This is a genomic window from Bacillus sp. LNXM65, assembly GCF_002998575.1.
GTDB lineage: Bacteria > Bacillota > Bacilli > Bacillales > Bacillaceae > Bacillus.
This window is the reverse complement of the sequence record NZ_PVRB01000003.1, coordinates 131,490-151,452: the sequence shown is the minus strand read 5'-3', so window position 1 is coordinate 151,452 and position 19,963 is coordinate 131,490. Positions and strand designations below refer to the sequence as shown.

18 protein-coding genes are annotated in these 19,963 nt (G+C 44.0%); 2 read left to right on the top strand and 16 right to left on the bottom strand.

From position 1 onward, the window contains the following. Positions 1 to 85 precede the first annotated feature (85 nt). The 4 genes from gap to C6Y03_RS06795 form a co-directional block, all read right to left on the bottom strand. The gene (gap, locus tag C6Y03_RS06810) at positions 86 to 1,093 is read right to left on the bottom strand and encodes a type I glyceraldehyde-3-phosphate dehydrogenase (RefSeq protein ID WP_012011304.1); all 1,008 of its coding nucleotides are present in this window, start codon (positions 1,091 to 1,093) and stop codon (positions 86 to 88) included. A 31-nt stretch (positions 1,094 to 1,124) separates the two neighbouring features. Continuing rightward, positions 1,125 to 2,162, bottom strand: a complete 1,038-nt coding sequence (locus C6Y03_RS06805; protein WP_066030357.1) for a sugar-binding transcriptional regulator — start codon at positions 2,160 to 2,162, stop codon at positions 1,125 to 1,127. 313 nt (positions 2,163 to 2,475) lie between these two features. Next, positions 2,476 to 3,861 carry an amino acid permease gene (locus C6Y03_RS06800; protein WP_223251085.1) on the bottom strand — a complete coding sequence of 462 codons (1,386 nt, stop codon included), beginning with the start codon at positions 3,859 to 3,861 and terminating at the stop codon, positions 2,476 to 2,478. A 139-nt stretch (positions 3,862 to 4,000) separates the two neighbouring features. Next, a complete protein-coding gene (locus C6Y03_RS06795) occupies positions 4,001 to 5,194 on the bottom strand; it encodes an ornithine--oxo-acid transaminase (RefSeq protein WP_060597328.1) in 1,194 nt (397 codons plus the stop codon). Between the two features lie 209 nt (positions 5,195 to 5,403). On the opposite strand from C6Y03_RS06795, the gene C6Y03_RS06790 reads away from it, so the two are divergent. Then, positions 5,404 to 6,846 carry a sigma-54 interaction domain-containing protein gene (locus tag C6Y03_RS06790; protein WP_106030514.1) on the top strand — a complete coding sequence of 481 codons (1,443 nt, stop codon included), beginning with the start codon at positions 5,404 to 5,406 and terminating at the stop codon, positions 6,844 to 6,846. A gap of 27 nt (positions 6,847 to 6,873) precedes the next feature. On the opposite strand, the gene C6Y03_RS06785 is transcribed toward C6Y03_RS06790, so the two are convergent. Further along, a complete protein-coding gene (locus C6Y03_RS06785; protein ID WP_106039063.1) occupies positions 6,874 to 7,611 on the bottom strand; it encodes a FadR/GntR family transcriptional regulator in 738 nt (245 codons plus the stop codon). 172 nt (positions 7,612 to 7,783) lie between these two features. Next, positions 7,784 to 9,082 carry an RNA polymerase factor sigma-54 gene (gene rpoN / locus C6Y03_RS06780; RefSeq protein ID WP_106039062.1) on the bottom strand — a complete coding sequence of 433 codons (1,299 nt, stop codon included), beginning with the start codon at positions 9,080 to 9,082 and terminating at the stop codon, positions 7,784 to 7,786. Between the two features lie 70 nt (positions 9,083 to 9,152). On the opposite strand from rpoN, the gene yvfG reads away from it, so the two are divergent. Further along, positions 9,153 to 9,368 carry a protein YvfG gene (gene yvfG, locus C6Y03_RS06775; protein WP_003213121.1) on the top strand — a complete coding sequence of 72 codons (216 nt, stop codon included), beginning with the start codon at positions 9,153 to 9,155 and terminating at the stop codon, positions 9,366 to 9,368. Between the two features lie 24 nt (positions 9,369 to 9,392). Here the strand turns inward: yvfG and C6Y03_RS06770 are convergent, their stop codons facing one another. The 10 genes from C6Y03_RS06770 to C6Y03_RS06725 form a co-directional block, all read right to left on the bottom strand. Beyond that, on the bottom strand, positions 9,393 to 10,718 hold the full coding sequence (locus C6Y03_RS06770) for an MATE family efflux transporter (RefSeq protein WP_060597330.1): 1,326 nt from the start codon (positions 10,716 to 10,718) through the stop codon (positions 9,393 to 9,395). Positions 10,719 to 10,780: 62 nt separating this feature from the next. Further along, a complete protein-coding gene (locus tag C6Y03_RS06765) occupies positions 10,781 to 11,596 on the bottom strand; it encodes an ABC transporter ATP-binding protein (protein WP_060597331.1) in 816 nt (271 codons plus the stop codon). Positions 11,597 to 11,609: 13 nt separating this feature from the next. After that, the gene (gene nikD / locus C6Y03_RS06760) at positions 11,610 to 12,425 is read right to left on the bottom strand and encodes a nickel import ATP-binding protein NikD (protein ID WP_060597720.1); all 816 of its coding nucleotides are present in this window, start codon (positions 12,423 to 12,425) and stop codon (positions 11,610 to 11,612) included. Positions 12,426 to 12,429: 4 nt separating this feature from the next. Further along, positions 12,430 to 13,263, bottom strand: coding sequence for a nickel ABC transporter permease subunit NikC (gene nikC / locus C6Y03_RS06755; protein ID WP_034660032.1), 834 nt, complete (start codon positions 13,261 to 13,263; stop codon positions 12,430 to 12,432). Continuing rightward, entirely contained in the window at positions 13,260 to 14,204 is a 945-nt protein-coding gene (gene nikB / locus C6Y03_RS06750) for a nickel ABC transporter permease subunit NikB (protein ID WP_066030350.1), read from the bottom strand. The genes nikC and nikB overlap by 4 nt, the downstream gene beginning before the upstream one ends. An 18-nt stretch (positions 14,205 to 14,222) precedes the next feature. Then, entirely contained in the window at positions 14,223 to 15,845 is a 1,623-nt protein-coding gene (gene nikA / locus C6Y03_RS06745) for a nickel ABC transporter substrate-binding protein (protein WP_060597333.1), read from the bottom strand. A gap of 149 nt (positions 15,846 to 15,994) precedes the next feature. Beyond that, a complete protein-coding gene (locus tag C6Y03_RS06740; protein ID WP_106030516.1) occupies positions 15,995 to 17,173 on the bottom strand; it encodes a DegT/DnrJ/EryC1/StrS family aminotransferase in 1,179 nt (392 codons plus the stop codon). After that, a complete protein-coding gene (locus C6Y03_RS06735) occupies positions 17,173 to 17,859 on the bottom strand; it encodes an acetyltransferase (RefSeq protein WP_106039061.1) in 687 nt (228 codons plus the stop codon). The genes C6Y03_RS06740 and C6Y03_RS06735 overlap by 1 nt, the downstream gene beginning before the upstream one ends. Further along, a complete protein-coding gene (locus C6Y03_RS06730) occupies positions 17,822 to 18,415 on the bottom strand; it encodes a sugar transferase (protein WP_060597336.1) in 594 nt (197 codons plus the stop codon). Before C6Y03_RS06730 ends, C6Y03_RS06735 begins: the two co-directional genes overlap by 38 nt. Before the next feature lie 20 nt (positions 18,416 to 18,435). Next, positions 18,436 to 19,950: an MATE family efflux transporter gene (locus C6Y03_RS06725; RefSeq protein ID WP_106039060.1), complete on the bottom strand. Its 1,515-nt coding sequence runs from the start codon at positions 19,948 to 19,950 to the stop codon at positions 18,436 to 18,438. Positions 19,951 to 19,963: the final 13 nt, after the last annotated feature.

Genomic DNA, 19,963 nt, shown 5'->3' with positions numbered 1-19,963 from the left:
AAAGGGATGCTTCCCCTTCCCTTGTCCGTCTTCATTATATCGTGTCTCTAGGAAAGAACCAAGTGAGTTCCTTCAGTGTGAAAAATTAAAGACCTTGTTTTGCAATGTAAGCTGCAAGGTCAACAACGCGGTGAGAATATCCACTCTCGTTATCGTACCAAGAAATGACTTTCACCATGCTGCCTTCCATCACCATTGTAGAAAGAGCATCGATTGTTGAAGAGTTTGCATTACCATTGTAGTCACCAGATACTAATGGCTCTTCGCTGTAGCCAAGGATTCCATTAAGTTCTCCTTCAGCTGCTTCTTTAAGTGCTGCATTTACATCTTCAGCTGTTACATCTTGGTTTAATTCAGCCACAAGGTCAACTAAAGAAACGTTAGGTGTTGGAACACGCATAGCGCCACCGTTTAATTTACCTTTAAGTTCAGGCAATACAAGTGAAACAGCTTTCGCAGCACCTGTAGAAGTTGGGATGATGTTTTCCGCAGCTGCACGAGCACGACGGTAGTCTTTGTGCGGAAGATCAAGAATTTGTTGGTCATTTGTGTATGAGTGAACAGTTGTCATCATACCGCGTTTGATACCAAATTTATCGTTAAGTACTTTTGCAAATGGAGCTAAGCAGTTTGTTGTACAAGATGCATTAGAGATGACATCGTGGCTAGCTGCATCGTATTTGTCTTCGTTTACACCCATAACGATTGTGATATCTTCTTCGTTAGCAGGAGCAGAGATGATGACTTTTTTAGCGCCAGCTTCTAAGTGTTTTGCAGCGTCTGCACGTTTTGTGAAGAATCCAGTAGATTCAACAACGATTTCTACGCCTTGTTTACCCCAGCTTAATTTCGCAGGGTCACGCTCAGCTGATACTTCGATTGTTTTACCGTTCACTACTAAGTTTGTACCGTCTACAGAAACCTCTGCATCTAGTTTTCCGTGAACAGAGTCATATTGTAAAAGGTGTGCAAGCATGTTAGCGTCTGTTAGATCGTTAACCGCTACTACCTCAACTTCAGGATTGTTTAATGCTGCACGAAATACGTTACGTCCAATACGTCCAAATCCGTTAATACCGACTTTTACTGCCATGATGTTTCCTCCTTTTATAGGTAACAATGTTTTATATTGAGGGATCAATTGACTCCCTTAATAACTCTTTTGCGGCTCCTTCGTCTGTGACGAGAACCGTTCGGCGGGGTTTTTTGAAATAAGCTTCAATGGCCCCTGCCTTTGATGATCCACCTGCAACAGCAATGATGTGTGGAATGCTTTCTAAATCATCTAGCTGCATGCCGACGGAGTGCACTTTGTGGACGACCTCACCATCACGATTAAAGTAATAGCCAAAGGCCTCTGTCACTGCGTCATGCTCATCAATCTTTTTTAAATCTTCAGCTGGTGTATTTCGTCTCATCGCCATTGTTTTTGCTTCACCGATCCCATGAATGAGCATCGTGGATGATTTAATCGTGTGAAGCACTTCTTTGACTGACGGCTCTTCAATAATAGAAGAGTAAGCACCTTCTGACAGCTGCCCTGGAACAAACAGCAGTTTGTAAGTACCGGAAGCTTTTTCAGCCATGTGGGCACAAATGGTGTTTGCCTGATTTTTTACATTCTCCCCAAGACCGCCTCTCGCAGGGACAAACATCATGCCTCTGTTTTTGGCATCAGGGGTCATCATTTCGGCAACGGCTTCCATCGTCGTTCCGCCAGTGACGGCGACGATATTATTTCCAGTAAACCTTTTTTTCATACATTGGACAGCAGCTCTTCCCATTTCTTGCTTCACCCACGGGGATTCGTCACTGTCACCAGAAACGATGATGACTTCTTCTAGGCCTAACTTCCTCTTTAATGTATTTTCCAAAAAGGTTAAACCTAAAACGTCCTTCATCATTCCTTCAAGCATTTCAAGCAAAGCGTGGCCTTCACTCGTCAGCATCATGCCGCTCGTTTTGACATCCAGCAGGTTTTGTTCTTTTAGAAACTGAACTTCAGCTCTTAAGATGCGCTCACTGAGACCTAGGCTCGTCGCAAGGCTTCTGCGGCCGATTGGTTCAGCTAACCTGATGTATTGCAAAATGTCGTAGCGTTTTTGCATAACGATGAGAAGATCTGGCAATAATTTTTTTTGAGCTTCCAATAAACGATTCATGGCTAACGACCCTTTCTTTTCACGTTGGACTAAAAACGTCCCACTGTGACAAAAAACGTCCCGCCACAGCCAAAAAAAATCAATCCCTGCTTTCTTTAATATTTTAACAGGATAATCTTGCATTTTCAACTCTTACAAACACATTTAGACAAAAAATAGACACATTTTCACCGATAACCTGCTTGTCATCAAGGTTCTTGCTATGATATTTCTTTTCAAAATATTTATTTTCTTCTATATTCAATGAATTCACCATTGAAAATGTGCATGCGTGTGAGATCCGCATGCACATTTTGTTGATATAGTTGGTCTTTTAAGTTTTTGGGATGGTTCCTTCCTCTTCGGTGAAACGCTTTGCCTCTTCCTTCGGTTTGATTTTGAAATAATAAATGATGTAGCAGACAGCCATGAACGGAACGCCGCAATAAAGGCCAATCCGCTGATCCTCAATAAAGAATAGGCTGATGAGAACGATGCCAAATGCGATGAAGCCTGCCAATGGCACAAATGGATAGAGCGGTGTACGGAAGACGAGATCCTTTACATCTCCACCCGCTTTTATGAATTGTTTTCTAAAGAAATACTGAGACAAACAAATGGACATCCACACCACAACTAGAACCATTCCGGAAATCGAAATGAGCCACACATACACCGTTTTTGGTGCCACAACACTTGTGAGCAGGGATAAAGCGGATACACCCATTGTCACCAATAATGCATTGATCGGGATTTTACGCTTGGACAGCTTTTTCGTAAAGCCAGGTCCTTTCCCGTCCTTTGAAAGCGACCAAAGCATACGTGATGATGCATATAATCCAGAGTTTGCTACAGATAAGACAGCTGTGATGATAATAAAATTCATGATATCTGCAGCATATGGGATGCCGACCTTGTCCAGCACGACCACAAACGGACTGTCAACAGTGCCTGCTGTCTGCCATGGAAGAAGTGCGGCAAGAACCGCAATTGATAAAACGAAAAAGACCATTGTTCTCCAAATAATATTTCGTATCGATCGAGGCAATGTTTTTTCAGGGCTTTCACTCTCACCTGCTGCGATCCCTACAAGTTCTGTTCCTTGGAAGGAGAAATTGACCGTGACCATGGTTAATAAAATAGCAAAAACACCATTAGGAAATAGTCCGCCATGATCTGTCAAATGACGAAATAAAGGGGCTGGTTCTCCGCCTTTTAAATGAATCATTCCGAAAATTGCGCCAATTCCGATGATAATAAACAATAGGATGGCAGCGACCTTGATAGCTGAAAACCAAAACTCCGTTTCAGCGAAGCTGCGAGCTGAGATGGCATTCACGGCAAATAATATCACACTAAATGCTAGGCACCAGAGCCAAACCGGGATATCTGGGAACCACCTTTGGAGCAATATGCCTGCTGACGTAAACTCCAGTCCAATCGTACACGCCCAGCTAAACCAATACAGCCAGCCGATCATAAAGCCTGTGGACGGGCCTATATATTTGGTTGCATACTCCTGAAAGGAACCGGCTGTCGGCATCGCCACTGCTAATTCTCCAAGACACAGCATGACCAAATACATTAACAGTCCGCCAATGATAAACGATAGAATGGCTCCGCCAGGTCCTGCCTGATGGATAATCAATCCTGATCCAAGGAAAAGGCCCGTACCGATGACGCCGCCTAAGGCAATCATAAAGAGATGTCTGCTTTTCATGGAACGCTCTAGTTCATTATGCTGTTCTTGCTTCAAATCCACTTCCCCACTTTCTTTCTTCTATTCATCATCCTTTGACAAAATTCGCTGTTCGTTGAAAAAGAAAGGGAGAAAGTGAAGGTTCCTCCCCCTTTGGCATTTAGGCTTGAAACAGTGCTTCAATATGACCAATTGCCCAGTCTAAATCTTCTTTTGAAATGGTCAGCGGCGGTGCAAAACGGATAACTGTCTCATGGGTTTCTTTACATAACAATCCTGCTTGCTTCAGCTTTTCACAATAAGGTCTAGCTGCCTCTGTCAGCTCCATTCCTATAAATAATCCGCGGCCGCGCACTTCCTTAATCACAGGGCTTTGAATGCGTGATAGTTTGTCTTTGAAGTATTCGCCAAGCTCCATGGAACGTGCTGCAAGCTTTTCGTCGATTAAAACATCCAGTGCAGCAAGCGACACCGCACACGCAAGAGGATTTCCTCCGAAGGTAGACCCATGAGAACCAGGGTTAAACACGCCTAATATATCGCGGTTTGCTACGACACACGAGATTGGAAAGACGCCGCCGCCTAAAGCTTTCCCGAGGATCAGCATATCTGGCTCAATGTCTTCCCAGTCACACGCAAACATCTTACCTGTTCGTGCTAACCCCACTTGAATCTCATCCGCAATGAACAGCACATGTTCTTTCTCACAAAGCGCCTTGGCATCTTTCAAGAAGCCTTCTGGCGGCATGACAATTCCCGCTTCTCCTTGAATCGGTTCTATGAGGAAAGCCGCTGTCTGTGGTGTGATAGCTTCACGTAACGCTTCAATATCTCCGTAAGGAATCAGTTTTATTCCGGGAAGCATTGGACCGAAGCCTCTTTGGTATTCTGCTTCAGAGGAAAGAGACACAGCCGTCATCGTTCTCCCATGGAAATTGCCAACACACGCAATGATTTCTGCACGATTCTCTTCGATTCCCTTAACATCATAGCCCCAGCGTCTTGCTGCTTTTACAGCGGTTTCTACAGCCTCAGCACCAGTATTCATTGGCAGTGCCATGTCTTTATTTGTCAGTTTGCAAATTTTTTCATACCAAGGACCAAGCTGATCATTATGAAAAGCTCTCGAGGTGAGTGTCACACGGTCTGCTTGTTTTTTGAGCGCCTCAATAATGAGGGGATGGCGATGTCCTTGGTTCACTGCGGAATACGCACTGAGCATATCCATATATCGATTGCCTTCAGGGTCTGTCACCCACACTCCCTCAGCCTCTGAAATCACAATTGGCAGCGGATGATAGTTTGCCGCTCCATATTGTTCTGTTTGTTGAATCAATTCATTTGTCTGTGTCATCATCTATTCCTCCTTCTGTAAGGTAGCTTCTTTCAATTGGGTTCATCTTCATCCATATGTTATGCAAGGATCGTGCCAACTTTCTGACTGCTTGATCATGAGGGTCTACCTCATTATTTACGCAAAATTTCTTTGCGCATGCCAAATTTTTTAGAGGAAACCGCAAAATTTTTCATGTAAAATAGAGGTAACGTCAGGAGGTGGCACAAGTGAAAAAAGATCTGCATGCCGCAAAGCTTGAAAATGAGATTGATTTGTATAAACAAATGCTCGATTTAATTGATGTCGGGGTTCATGCAATTGACGAGAATGGCCATACGGTTGTTTATAATAAAAAAATGATGGAGATTGAGTCTTTAAAACGCTCTGATGTTCTCCATAAAAATGTACTCGACTTCTTCACCTTTCAAGATGAGATGCACAGTACACTTGTCCAAGCGCTTCGTACCGGGAAACAAACCGTTCATGCCAAGCAGACGTATCATAATTACAACGGAAAAGAAATCACAACGATTAACCATACATACCCGCTCGTTCGAGACGGCCTCATTCAAGGGGCAGTTGAAATTTCAAATGATGTGACCAAGCTGGAACGGCTGATTCATCACAATATGAAGAAAAAAGGAAGCACACGCTTTACCTTTGATTCCATTATTGGACAAAGCCCTGCATTTTTAGAGGTGATTGAACATGCGAAACGAGCGACACGCACCTCTTCTTATGTGCTCATTGTTGGCGAAACAGGGACTGGGAAAGAACTGTTTGCTCAAAGCATTCATAACGGCAGCAGTCGGTCATCTGGACCATTTATTACCCAAAATTGTGCAGCACTGCCTGATAATCTGATTGAAAGTCTGCTCTTTGGTACACAAAAAGGGGCTTTTACGGGGGCAACTGATCAGCCTGGTTTATTTGAACAGGCGCAAGGAGGAACATTGCTTTTAGATGAGATCAACTCATTAAATCCTCCTCTTCAAGCAAAACTGCTGCGCGTCTTACAGGAGAAACGCGTGAGAAGGCTAGGCAGCACAAAAGAAATCGCTGTTGATGTAAGAGTCATTGCCAATATGAATGAGGACCCTGTTGATGCGATCGCAGGTGGACGCATGCGCAAGGATTTATTTTATCGGCTCGGTATTGTCACCTTATTTATCCCGCCGCTTTCTGAGCGAAAAGAGGACATTCCTACGTTTGTGAATCATTTTATTCAAAAATATAATGAGCTGTTTCAAATGAAGGTGAAGACGGCTGACGAAGAGGTACTTGCCCTTTTCCAAGCGTATCATTGGCCAGGCAATGTAAGAGAACTGGAGCATGTGATTGAGGCGGGGATGAATATGATGATGGATGAAGACGACTTAAGCATGCATCACCTTCCCTATCATTTTAGATTTAAGCACGGGGAAGGCCGTCCTAAGGCGCAATTGCAAACAAATTCTCTGCAGCAAACCGCAGCTGCTGACACCTTTGTCTATACAAGCCCAGAACAGACGACTGATTTCCAAACCCAAATGGAGCGATTCGAAAAACAATACATCGTCCATTACTTAGAAAAAATGGACGATAATATTTCACAGACTGCAAAGTTATTGGGCATGAGCAGGCAAAGTCTGCAATATCGAATGAAAAAGCTACATATTTCTCGTCAATAATAGAGCTGTGCCATCATTCGGCACAGCTTATTGTGTATCTGACTGTTCTGCTGTTTTTTGCAGCACATCACCGAGCAGATTTTCTACATTTTTCAAATGCGTAAGCATTGCTTTCTCTGCTTCTTCTGGCTGCCTTGCCATGACGGCTTTGTAAATTTGTTCATGTTCTTCGTAAAGCTGCCGAATGGAGGCTTTCGTTGAGAATAATACGACTTTTCTCGTTTCCCGCATCGTTTCTACTAACAAGGTTGAGACTTGATTCATTAACACCTTTAATACATCATTCTTCGAGGCTTTGGCTAAGGCGAGATGGAAGGTGAGATCTGCCTCTTCACCAATTTCTTCATGTGCTTCTGCCAGCTTCATTTGTTCGAGTGCATCACGCAGCTGATGAAGGTCATCGTCCGTCCGAAGCAGCGCCGCCTTTTTAACAGCACCTGTTTCAATGATGGTTCTCACTTCAAGGAGCTGCCTGACATCATGCTGCTTCATTAAAAATGCAGGAGATAAAGAAAATGCGAGCTGTTCAGGATCGAACTGCTTCACATACGTGCCTTCCCCTTGCTTCATCTCTATTAATCCGATCGCTTTGAGAGCAGACAGCGCCTCTCTTACAGCGGAACGGCTGACTTGAAAGCTTTCTGAGAGCACTTGAACCGAATCTAATTTTTCCCCCGGAAGAAGCTCACCTGTACGAATGAATTCGATTAATGCATCCGCAATTTCTTCATATATTTTTTTGGTTTTGATTTGTTTATATTTCAATTGGTCTCACCTCATCACTGTTGTCTATCCTTATCGGCTCATGCCCTATCTTATACTTTACCCCAAAATTTCCGTTCAGACGTCTCCCCGATTTAATTTTCAAAAAATCTTCTGTGTGCCTTGCTTTCAACAAAAAAGAAGCACCTGCCCTATTTCTGGCAAGTACTTCTTTTTAATCATGGCGCTTCCGCAGTGTAGATGATGGAAGATTCATTTGTTCACGATATTTCGCAATGGTTCTCCGCGACACACGGATACCAAAGGTTTGCTGAAGCTGCGTCATCATTTGCTGATCTGAATACGGTTTTTTCTTATTTTCCGTTTGGATCAGCTCTGCGATGTGCGTCTTGACTGTGTAGCTGGACGCCTCTTCCAGCGAAGGTCCTTCTAGTTTTGCTTGGAAAAATTGTTTCATTTCCATGAGACCATAAGGGGTTTGCACCATTTTCCCTTTCACCGTTCGGCTGACTGTTGACTCATGCACTTGCAATATATCTGCGATTCGCTTCATCGTAAGCGGTTTCATTTTATGTTTCCCTGTAAGGAAAAAATCTGTCTGATGGAAGATAATCTCACGAACGACATGGGTCATCGTTTGTTTTCTTTGCTTCAGCGCTTGGACAAGCCAATTGTATTGCTGCTCTTTTTCCTTTAGATACACATATGCTTCATGCCGCTTCTGGTCTTGAATCATGGCGAAGTATCCTTCATTCATTTCAACGTCTGGAAAAGCGCGCTGATTCAGCTCAAATGTGATGTGGTCCTGCACGACAGTAATCGTCACATCTGGCTCTATATACACAGGGTCCTCTTCATATGAGAAATGTATGCCCGGTCTTGGTTCCAGCTGCGACACCTCATCTTGTACCGCTTGAAGTGTTTTCATTGAAACGCCTGTTTTCGCCGCGATTTCCTTCCAAGCCTTTCTTGCAAAGAGAAAGAAGTGCTCGTCGATGATCAGCTCGGCTTCATACCAGCGCTCCTTTTTTCTTCTCAGCTGAAGCAGAATGCATTCTTGTAATGATCTTGCGCCAATACCGGCAGGCTCTAGCGATTGAAGCTGATGAAGGACGGCTTCTACTTCTTCAGCTGGCACCTCTAAGACAGCTGCCATCTCGTCAACCGGTTCATTTAAATAGCCATTGGAATCAATGGACTCGATCATAAAGTCAAAGATCCTTTGATTCTTTTCACTTAGATTCAAATCAATAGCTTGTTTCTTTAAATACATTTGCAGGCTTTCTTTTTGATGCGTTCGATACGGCTCTGTCATTAGATCTTGAGATTTTTTATGATAAACTGGTTGATAGCTGTCCGTGTCTTTCCGCTCAATCAGAGGGTTCTCAAGCACTAACTGGTCAAGATACTCGCCAAGCTCAGCGCTATTCAGCTGGAGCAGCGTAATGGCCTGCCTGAGTTCTTGTGTGAGCACCTGCTTTAATACTTGTTCTTGTTGCAGATTAAGGCTCATTGTCTCCCCTCCCTCTCATCATTTTACATGAAGATTGACGGACCGTATATACGAAATAGGAGTGATTCCCATGTCTGAACTTTTTTCCGTTCCATACTTTGTTGACAACTTGAAACAGCACATCGCCATGAATCAAAATGAAGACAAGATTCATGCCATGAATGCCTATTACCGCTCAGTGGTGTCCACACTTGTACAAGACCAGCTGACCAAAAACGCTGTGGTCTTGAAGCGTATTCAGCATCTTGATGAAGCATATCAAAAAGTGAAAAAAGAAAGCGAATGAATGAACGAAAAAGAGCACCCTTTGTCATGATGGCAAAGGGTGTTTTTCATTTGCGAAAAGCTTCTGATCCAGCCTTGATTTGTACATCATCAAAAAGCCAGACCGTCCGGTAGTATAGATGATAAAGGCAAACCATAGTCCGTGATTGTGCCAAATAGGCGTGACCGCTGCTTGAACAACGATAAACAAGATCATCGCAAACAGCATCGAATTTCTGACAGGGGCAATTTCTGTCGCACCTGTAAATACGCCGTATATGACCAAACCGAAACAAGCGGCAAACGGATAGAGAACGAGCCAGTCTGCATAGCCTAATGTCACATCAAGAAGCCGGGGAAGATTTGTAAACAAGCTCAAGATCGGCTCTTTTAAGAGAAAATAAACCGACGCAATGACGCATGCCATGACAAGTGCCCACTGTCTCGAAAGAGTTAAAGTTCTTTCATAAAGGGTACGGTCATTTGCACCAACTGATCTGCCCACAAGGATGCTGGATGCATTGGCAAAACCATCGAACAAATAAGCCATGATATAGTGAATTTGAAATAAGATGGCATTGGCCGCCAGCATCTCTGTTCCAAAAGAAGCACCTTTTGCTGTAAACATGTTAATCACCACTAGCAGACAAATCGTCCGAATAAACAAATCTTTATTCACATGAAACATTTTCTGAACTGCCTGTGTATCCATGATTTTCTTAAGAGAAGGCATCTGGAACCCGTTTTTGGAATGCTTCATGATGATCCATGCGCCTAGCACAAAGGCAGTTAATTCAGATATCAATGTCGCAGCCGCCACCCCTTTGACTGCAAACGAAAAAACATGAACAAGCAGAAGGGCAAGGACCATATTCATGACATTGATCAAGATTTGTAAAGAGAGGGCTTCTTTCATTTTTGCCATTCCCATCAGCCACCCTAATATCACATAATTCATCAAGGTAAACGGGGCACCCCAAATACGAATATGAAAATAATCTGCTGCAAATTGCCGGACATCCGCAGCGGGAGAAATCACTAGAAAAGCAGATTGAATAATTGGCCATTGCAGGGCAATAAAACAAAGGCCGACAATGATGGCGATTAAAAAAGGTCTTAGAAAAGCAAGTACGCCCTGCTCCTCACTCTGCGCCCCGTTTGCCTGGGCGGCAAAAGCAGATGTACTCACCCGCAAAAAACCAAAGAGCCAATATAGTGTACTGAAAATGAGACTGCCAACCGCGACGCCTCCAATATAAGCGGGATTGGCGAGCTGACCGACAACTGCTGTATCAACAGCTCCAAGTAATGGGGTGGTCATCGTTGAGATGGTTAAAGGAATGGCCAAAGCTAAATACGCTCGATGGTTCACGATGCCACCTGCCTTTCATGAAAAATAGCCTCTTCTAAAAGAGGCGTTGATGAAATGAAGATTTACCGAACCGGTCTGCCAATTGTTCGGGACAAAGGATGGTCTGCGAGCATTGCATCTCTCATTTTCTGCACCGCTGTCTCTTCTGATGAAAAGAAATCATCCTTTGATTGAAATTGAGCAACAAGTTCACCTTGATCCAATATCGCCAATTGATCACTTACATGATAGGCTGCCGTCATATCATGTGTAATAAATAAGTAAGCGACACCCAGTTCCTTCTTTAATTCTACTAATAAATCTAAAATGACAGCCTGTGTAACCATGTCTAAGCTGCTGACGGATTCATCCAGTACGACGAGCTTTGGCTGCAGCAATAAGGCTCTTGCGATGTTGATCCTTTGCAGCTGGCCGCCGCTGAATTGATGCGGATATTTAGACAAGTCCTTTTCACTGAGCCCGACTCTTTCCAGCCAGTGAATCAACACGTTTTTGCGTTCTTGTCGGCCCATAGCTTCATAGTTTTCAAGCGGCTCGGATAAAATTTGTTCGACTGTCCACCTTGGATTCACCGCCGAATATGAATCTTGAAACACCGCTTGCACATGCCGGCGATAATGTTTGCGTGTTCGCTGATCTGCACAATATATATCCTGCCCTTCAAAAAGGACCTGACCGGCTCTTGGTTTCTCTAGACCAAGTATGATGCGGCCTAGTGTACTTTTCCCTGCGCCGCTTTGCCCCAGCAATGCGAGGCATGTGCCTTCTTCAATGATTAAATTGACGCCGCTTAAGACTTGGTCTGCGCCTTTTTTTCTCATCAGAAACGACCGGCTGTTGTATGAATGACTAACTGCTTTCACTTCTAATAAATGCAAGGGCCTTCTCACCTCAAATCGGGCAAACAGCTGGGATGGATGGACGAGCTGCTAATAGTTTCTTTGTATAATCATGCTTCGGGTTTTCAAAAAGCTCAAGCACTTCTGCCTTTTCAACCATTTCTCCTTGTCTCATGACGACAACCTGATCTGCCATTTCTGCAATGACGCCAAGATCGTGAGTAATGAGCAAAATGGCAGTTCCATACTCATGACGAATTTGATTTAGGTGCTCAAGCACCAGCTTCTGCGTGTGTACATCTAAAGCAGTTGTTGGTTCATCTGCTATGAGAAGAGGCGGGTGCATGCAGGCTGCCATGGCAATCATGACACGCTGCAGCATGCCGCCACTTAGTTCAAAGGGATACTTGTTTAACAGCTTATCTGGCTGGGGCAGATTCATCTGCGCTAACGCATCCATTGCCTTCGCTCGTGCCTGCCTTTTACTGACAGCGGTATGCCGGCGGATGGTTTCAATCAGCTGATGACCGATCGTCCATACTGGTGTAAAGCTGTTCATTGGATTTTGCATAATATATGAGATGTCTTTGCCCCGAATAGAGCGCATATCCTTTTCACTCATACCGATCAATTCTCGTCCTTGTAATGTGATGCTGCCAGTGACTTCCGTTGTTTTCGGGTCAAGCATATGTAAGATCGACATACTTGTCACCGTTTTCCCGCAGCCGCTCTCACCTATTAATCCAACGATTTGACCACGCCCTACTTCAAACGATACGTCCTGAATAAGAGAGGTTGTCCCATGAGGCGTTTTCGTCTGCACATGCAGGTTCTCTATTTGTAAAATGGACTCTTGCACATCGATCATTCCTTTACACACGGCGTTTGATACCATATTTCTCTGAGAGGGCCTCTCCTAGTAAATTAAAGAGGACCACGACAGCCATGATCACAAGACCTGGGTATAGCATCAACTGAGGATTCGTTTGAATGTACGACTTCCCTTCATGGATCATCGCCCCCCATTCAGGCATAGGAGGCTGAACGCCTAATCCGAGAAAGGACATCGCAGAAATGTCCATAATCGCCCAGCCCATTTCGAGTGTACCTATGACCGCGAGTGGCGGCAGGACATTTGGAATCATATGCTTTCTCATGATGTTCCAGTGGGACGTCCCGCTGATTTTTGCGGCAGCAATAAAGTTCTGTTCTTTTAAACTCAGCACCATTCCTCGAAAGACGCGAGCATAGTATACCCATTGTACCAGCATCAAGGCAAGCACTACTTGAGAAAGTCCAGGACCGAAGATGCCGACTAATCCAAGAATCAGCACCAGGTTCGGGAATGCCATGATCCCGTCACAGATTCTCATCAAGACGTGATCGATCCAGCCGCCTTTGTAACCTGACAACAAACCAACGATTAACCCAATCAATAAAGAAGAGAGAAAGATTAATAACGCACAGCCTAGTGAAACACGTGCACCATATAAAATTCGAGATAAATTGCATCGGCCTAATTGATCTGTCCCAAGAGGATACTCCCACGAAGACCCCTTTAGCTTCATCGCTAGATTGACAGCCGCCGGATCATGTGGAGCGATCCACGGTGCACATACTGTCACAATCAGCAATAGACCAAGGAGCACCACACAGATCGAGATCATCTTTTGATGAGAGAAGAGATATTTTCCTTTTGTCATCATGGCTGGCGGCCTTCCTTTCTGGAAATACGGGGGTCAATGATCAGCTGGAGCAAGTCCACAATCAAGCTGCTCAAGATAAAGATACATGCTGCCATGAGGACATAGAATTGAATGACCGGCAGATCCCGGTTAAAGATCGCTTCAATAAAGAAGCGCCCAAACCCCGGCCATGAAAAAACCGCCTCTACGATAATGGTTCCTGTCAGCAGCTTGCCAAGATTCACCCCAAGCCCTGTCAGCATTGGCGATATCGCGATTCTCAATACATGCTTGAACATGATCGACCGTTCCTTTAGTCCTCTGATTCTCGCATATTGAACAAAAGGCTCTTGAAGCGCCTCACTCACACTTGATCGTAATAGCCTTGTATACGTAGCAATTAAAGGGACGGCCAGTGTGATCGACGGCAGGATGAGATGCTCCCATGTTCCGACCCCTTCAACTGGTAAAAGATCGAGCTTCACTGAAAAAAAGAAGATGAGCAAATACCCCAAGACAAACGTCGGGATAGATGCTCCTAAAAAAGAAATAAGCCGGCTCATATGATCAACGACGCCATTTTTCCTCATGCCGCTGAAAAAGCCGAGCGGAATGCTGACACAAATAGCTATCAGCAGACTAGTCAGCGCCAATTGAATCGTCGCTGGTATTCTATAGATCACCTCATTGAGCACAGGCTGGTTCGACATATACGACTGGCCAAAATCAAGGTGAATGACTTTTTCAATGGTGTGAAGATACTGCATATAAAACGGTTGGTCTAAACCAAATTCATTTCGTTTTTGCGCTAAAATTTCATCCGTAGGCTGGATATGAGCCGCTGCTAAATATGCCTCAGCCGGGTCAACTGGTGAAAGGTGAATCATACCAGTCGTAAAAAGTGTGGCTAATAAAAATACAGGGATGATTGATAGCATGCGTTTGACGATATAGCGGCCCATTTCCTTACCTTCCTTCTATTACTTCAGCTTAATGCCTGTGAATGGATGTTCATCACGATTTGCTGGGAACTCAAAGTCCTTCACATTTTTTTGATAAACGGCTGTCTTTTTAAAATAAGAGATTGGCACAATCGCCCCTTGATCCTGTAATGAAGATAACACAGACGAATAAAGTGCTTTTCGTTTGTTTTCATTGGTTGTTGATGGAATTTCGCTCATTTCTTTGATCAGCTTGTCCTTATTTGGATAGGCTGAGATGGCTTCTTTGAATCCAAAACCATCTGATGAGACGACGTTCATAAATGTATGCGGATCATAAGGCGCTCCGTAGTTGCTAAAGAAGTTCATATCAAATTTGTTGGCTTTAAAGCGCTGCACCTGTGTTGCCAGCTCCACACCTTCAAGTTTGACGCCAACGCCAATGGCTCCCCATTCTGCTTGAAGCGTCTCAGCCATCGCTTTTTGAATCGATTCTGCTGAGTCATACATCATACTAAATTCAAGCGCTTTTCCATCTTTTTCACGAACGGTTTTTCCTTTTGGAAGTGTCCAGCCTGCTTCATCCAGCAATGCTTTCGCTTTGTCTACATCATACTGGAAAGACTTCACCTTAATATCAGATGTGTAAGGCATGTTGGTCGGCAATATGTGATCTGCTTCATCCTCTAAGCCAGAGGTGACACCTTCTACCATTGATTTCTTATTAATAGCATATTGAAGGGCATGACGCACTTTCTCATCTGACAGCTGATCCACTTTTGTGTTCATGACAAGCTGTCTCGTTGCTACAGGCTCTGACATTTTTGTTTCATACTTGCCGCTCGCCTCTAGCTGTTTGTAGGCATCAAGGCTAATGGTTCCTTCTCCGTAAAGGACATCTACATCGCCTTTTTCAAATGCCATGACTCTCGTTTCCGCATCTGGGATCACCTTGACTTTGATTTCTTTAACCTTTGGTTTTTCTCCCCAATAATGATCATTTCGTTCGAAAATGGCATAGTCATCTTTTTGATATGTTTTTAATACCCAAGGGCCTGTCCCCACTGGTTTTTCAATCCCTTTTGACGTATCTCCGTTTTTAGGGAAGCCTGCTTCTCCTAAGAAACGAACCGGGCGGACAACTGCTAATTCTTGAACAGTTGGATAATATGGCTCTGTTAATGTGAGTTTAAACGTTTTCTTGTCTACTGCTTCTGTCTTTTTGATTTTTTTTATAACACCTAACCAGCTATGTATATCCTTGTTTTTTAAGATGGAATCAAAGTTCTTTTTCACAATGTTAGCATTAAACTCAGATCCATCTGAGAACGTCACATTGTCTCTTAAATGAAAAGTATACACCTTGCCATCCTTTGAAACATCCCATGATTTCGCTAATTCAGGTTTTAGCTTTCCATTCTTTTGATAGCTGACCAATGGCTCATAAATCATTGATTGTGCAAACAATTGCGATGGGTTGTATACGTGCGGATTCATTTCGCCAATATCTCTCGGCCAAGCCATCGTGATCATGTCAGGATGATCCTTGTTTCCTTCTGCTCCATTGTTTGCTTGAGAGCAGCCTACTAATAAAAAGATTAGCAGGAAAGGTAATACTGTATTTATTTTAATTTTCGGAAAAAATTTACTCCAAATAGACATAAGATGTTCCTCCTAATTGACGCTGATAATCATTTTCATTTTAAGGAGGAAGGACCCCTTTGTCAATATCATATTTAAAACGAATTGACAATACATATACCTATTTATTCCATTAATTGATGAATTTGATAGAAAGAGAGACAGGCTGCTTACGAATGAGCAGCCTGTGAAGAGGTGAATGTTTTTTCTCGCAGGGCATTACGAAGTGTGTCAATGATACGATCCTGTTCAGCTTCTGTCATACTTGTTCCAGAGGGGAGACAAAGCCCTGTTTCAAATAACAACTCAGATACGGGAGTGCCTTTCGCTGCTGAATAAAAAGGACAATTACGAAAGAGCGGCTGCTGGTGCAGCGGCTTCCATACACGCCTTGCTTCGATCTGTTCTTTTTCTAGTGCAGCAATGATGTCCACTGGAGACGTTCTCTTATCACGATCAATAGTCAATGTCGTCAGCCAGCGGTTGGACTTGGTGCCTTGATATTCTGGCATGAAATACAGGCCCTCTACCTTAGATAAAGCATCCTGATAACGCTTGAAAATGCGTCGCTTCTGTTCAACACGCTCGTCCAATATTTCCATCTGAGCAATCCCGACGCCTGCTAGCAGGTTGCTCATGCGATAGTTGTATCCTATCTCTTGATGCTCATAATGCATGGCGCGTTCTCTAGCCTGTGAAGCGAGAAAGCGGCAGCGTTCGATCGCAGCTTCATCATCACTCACAAGCATACCGCCACCTGATGTTGTAATGATTTTATTTCCATTAAACGAATAGACACCGAACCTGCCCATTGAGCCGCTTTTTTTCCCTTTATATAGAGCACCTAACGATTCAGCCGCATCCTCAATGACTGGTACATCATATGCTTCACACAACGCCAGAATCTCGTCCATTTTTGCGCTTTGTCCATATAAATGCACGACAATAACAGCACGGGGTCTTTTTCCAAGTCGTTTTGATTCCACAAAGGCTTTCTCTAAAGCAAGCGGGCACATATTCCATGTATCTCTTTCAGAATCAATAAAAACGGGTGTGGCTTGTTCGTATAAAATCGGATTTGCAGTTGCAACAAATGTGAGGGTGGAACAAAAGACAATGTCACCTTTTTGAACGCCAATAAGCTTTAATGCAAGGTGAATTGCTGCTGTTCCAGAAGATAAAGCCGCTCCTGCATTCACTCCTGCATAGCGTGCGACTGCCTGCTCAAATTCATTCACAAGAGGTCCAAGCGGTGCAATCCAGTTACTCTTGAAAGCTTCCTCTATTTTCAGATACTCTTTTCCGCTCATATGCGGTGGTGATAAGTAAATTCGTTTCCTTTCTTGCATCATTTCCCACCTTCTCTCCGATCTTTGATTTCTATTGCAGGAATGCCTACAGCGACTTTCTGATCGTGTATATCTTTTGTTACTGCGGCTCCTGCGCCAATGATTGTCCAGCTTCCGATCGATATCCCGGGTATCACAACAGCACCTGCCCCAATATGGGTACCCATTCGTACAGACACACAGCCAGTTAACACTGCTCCTGGTGATAGGTGCACAAACGATTCGAGTATACAGTCATGCTCTACGATAGATCCTGTGTTGATAATCGCATGTTCACCGATTGCTGCATCTGCTTGAACCACTGCTCTTGCCATCACGACAGTTCCCCCTCCAATCACCGCTGATGGACTTATGACCGCCTCTGGATGGATGAGTGTGGCAAACGCCTTGTTTTCAAATGAGAGGCGTTCCTTTACTAGCTGTCTCATCTCATTTTGCCCAATAGCAATCAGCCATTTCATATGAGGCATTGTCTCTCTCAGCTGTTGACTCATGGAGATCGGTCCATACAAGATGCCGCTTTGAGTGGCCTCCTCTTCAAATTGATCATCTAATACGGCACATAATGAGTAATCGGGATGTGCAACAATCATTTCCTGAATGACTTTGCTATGCCCGCCAGCCCCAATTAAACCTATGGGTTGCTCTTTACATATCGGTTCCTTTGAATTTTTCAGCTGTAGCATGATGCGGCTGCTGCACCCCCTCTGTTTTGATGACTTTCAGCAAGGTCATCCATAAAATTTTCATATCAAGCCAAAACGTTTGATGCTCGACATACCAGAGGTCATAGGTGAATTTCTCCTCCCAGGAGATCGTGTTCCTTCCATTCACCTGTGCCCATCCAGTAATGCCAGGCTTTACAAGATGGCGCCTTGCTTGCTCCTCTGTATACATCGGCAGATACTCCATCAGAAGAGGCCTTGGTCCAACGAGACTGAGCTCTCCTTTTAGGACATTGACTAATTGCGGCAATTCATCAAGACTGAGCTTGCGAATCAAGGCGCCGGTTTTTGTTAATCGAAGATGATCTGGCAGGAGCCCCCCGTGCTCGTCGCGTTCATCGGTCATCGTCCGAAATTTATATAGCATAAATGGCCGGCCATACAGACCAGGCCGCTTCTGCCGAAACAACACAGGCGTCCCAATTTTCCACCGAATCAGTCCATAAATCAGAAGAAAAAGAAGACTGCCTGCGATGAGCAGCGTCAATGCCACCATCACATCTAACATTCTTTTCATCATTAAATCTCCTTATCTCACTAGCGGGAAACAGCTTGTTTTACCTTATGCACCAGCTGCTGCCGCTCTCGTTTTGTTCCTGCAAATTGATACAAGTAGCCCATATAGAGAATGAAACAAAGACCACCAATACAAAACAGCTCCAACCATGAGGTCACGTCATAAATCGCTTGAATCCCTGCACAGACGCCCCAAATCATGAGCGCTCCTGCAAGTGGAACCAATGTATGTTTGTAAAAGATGGTGCGTTTCTGATTCGTGATGCGGGCCGTATAAAATGGCAGAAACACGATATTTTTCATCAATAAAACTATCGCTCCTGCTGATGCAATGCCATATAAGCCAAGCTGAAGCATATGAGTCAATCCATAGGCAAAAAGCACATTGGATACTCCTAATATGAGCGTGACCACCGCTGGAACTTTCAATCGATTAAAAGCGGTCGGCACATATGTCAGCGGTAAAAACATCAAGGTCAAACATAAATAAGCTGCATGAATCATGAGAAGCCATTTCAGCTCTTCAAAGGCAGGTCCAAGCCATAAAAGCATGAGCGGACCGGCGAGCCCTCCTAGTAGAGCGGCTGGGAACGCGACAAATAAACCGCTCCATTTAATGGCACTGGCTGCATATTGGATGAGACCTTCTTCATCTTGATTCGAGTAAAATTTCGTGATCGTTGGGGCAAATACAACCGCCAGTGTCCCTGCGAGTGTGCGTAATAATAATGGGAATTGTAAAATCGCCGCATACTGTCCCGTCGCTTCCGCTCCAATGAGCAGGTTGGTCATCAATAAGTCAATTTGTAAAAACAACAAAATTCCCATTTGCTCAAAAGAATGCCAGACCCCTGATCGAACAAGTGTGAGACTAGAAGATAATGAGACGTGCCGCCACTTAAACGAAAACCAAGGAATGAGTTTTTTAAAATAATAGATACCGATTCCCATAGCCGCCAAGCTTCCTATGACGGCCGCAAGCGGAATATGCCAGATGGCTGGTGCCGTCCATGTAAACAGCATCATAATCATAAATGCCCTCAAAAACATCTGAATGGCCTGACCAACACTTGATACATATAACTTATTCGCATAAAACGGCGCAGCCCCAATGCCGGACATGACAAAATTGAGCATAAATAAAAGACCCCCTAATATAAAGGCGGTCTGTGTGTCTTTTGCGAGATAATCAGGCACATGAAGCCACTCTACCAGCTGACGGGACATGAACAGACAAAACAGAAAAAGACTGATCGATAAAAAAATGGAACTAACGAAATAAGATGAGAGATAGCGCTGCGCCTTCTCCATTTCTCCTTTATGAGCCGCCACAGAAAAAAAGCGCACAACAACAGCACTTAATGAAGCCGTAATAACCGATAAATAGTTGATCATATTTTGCGTCAGATGGATTAAGCCGAATGCTTCCACTCCAAGTGTATGAACGATGTACGGTGTTAAACAAACAGACATAAGCATCATCAAGACAAACGTCATGAAGTTTGCACTGGCATTGTAAAGAAACGCTCGATTCATTTTGTTTTCACGC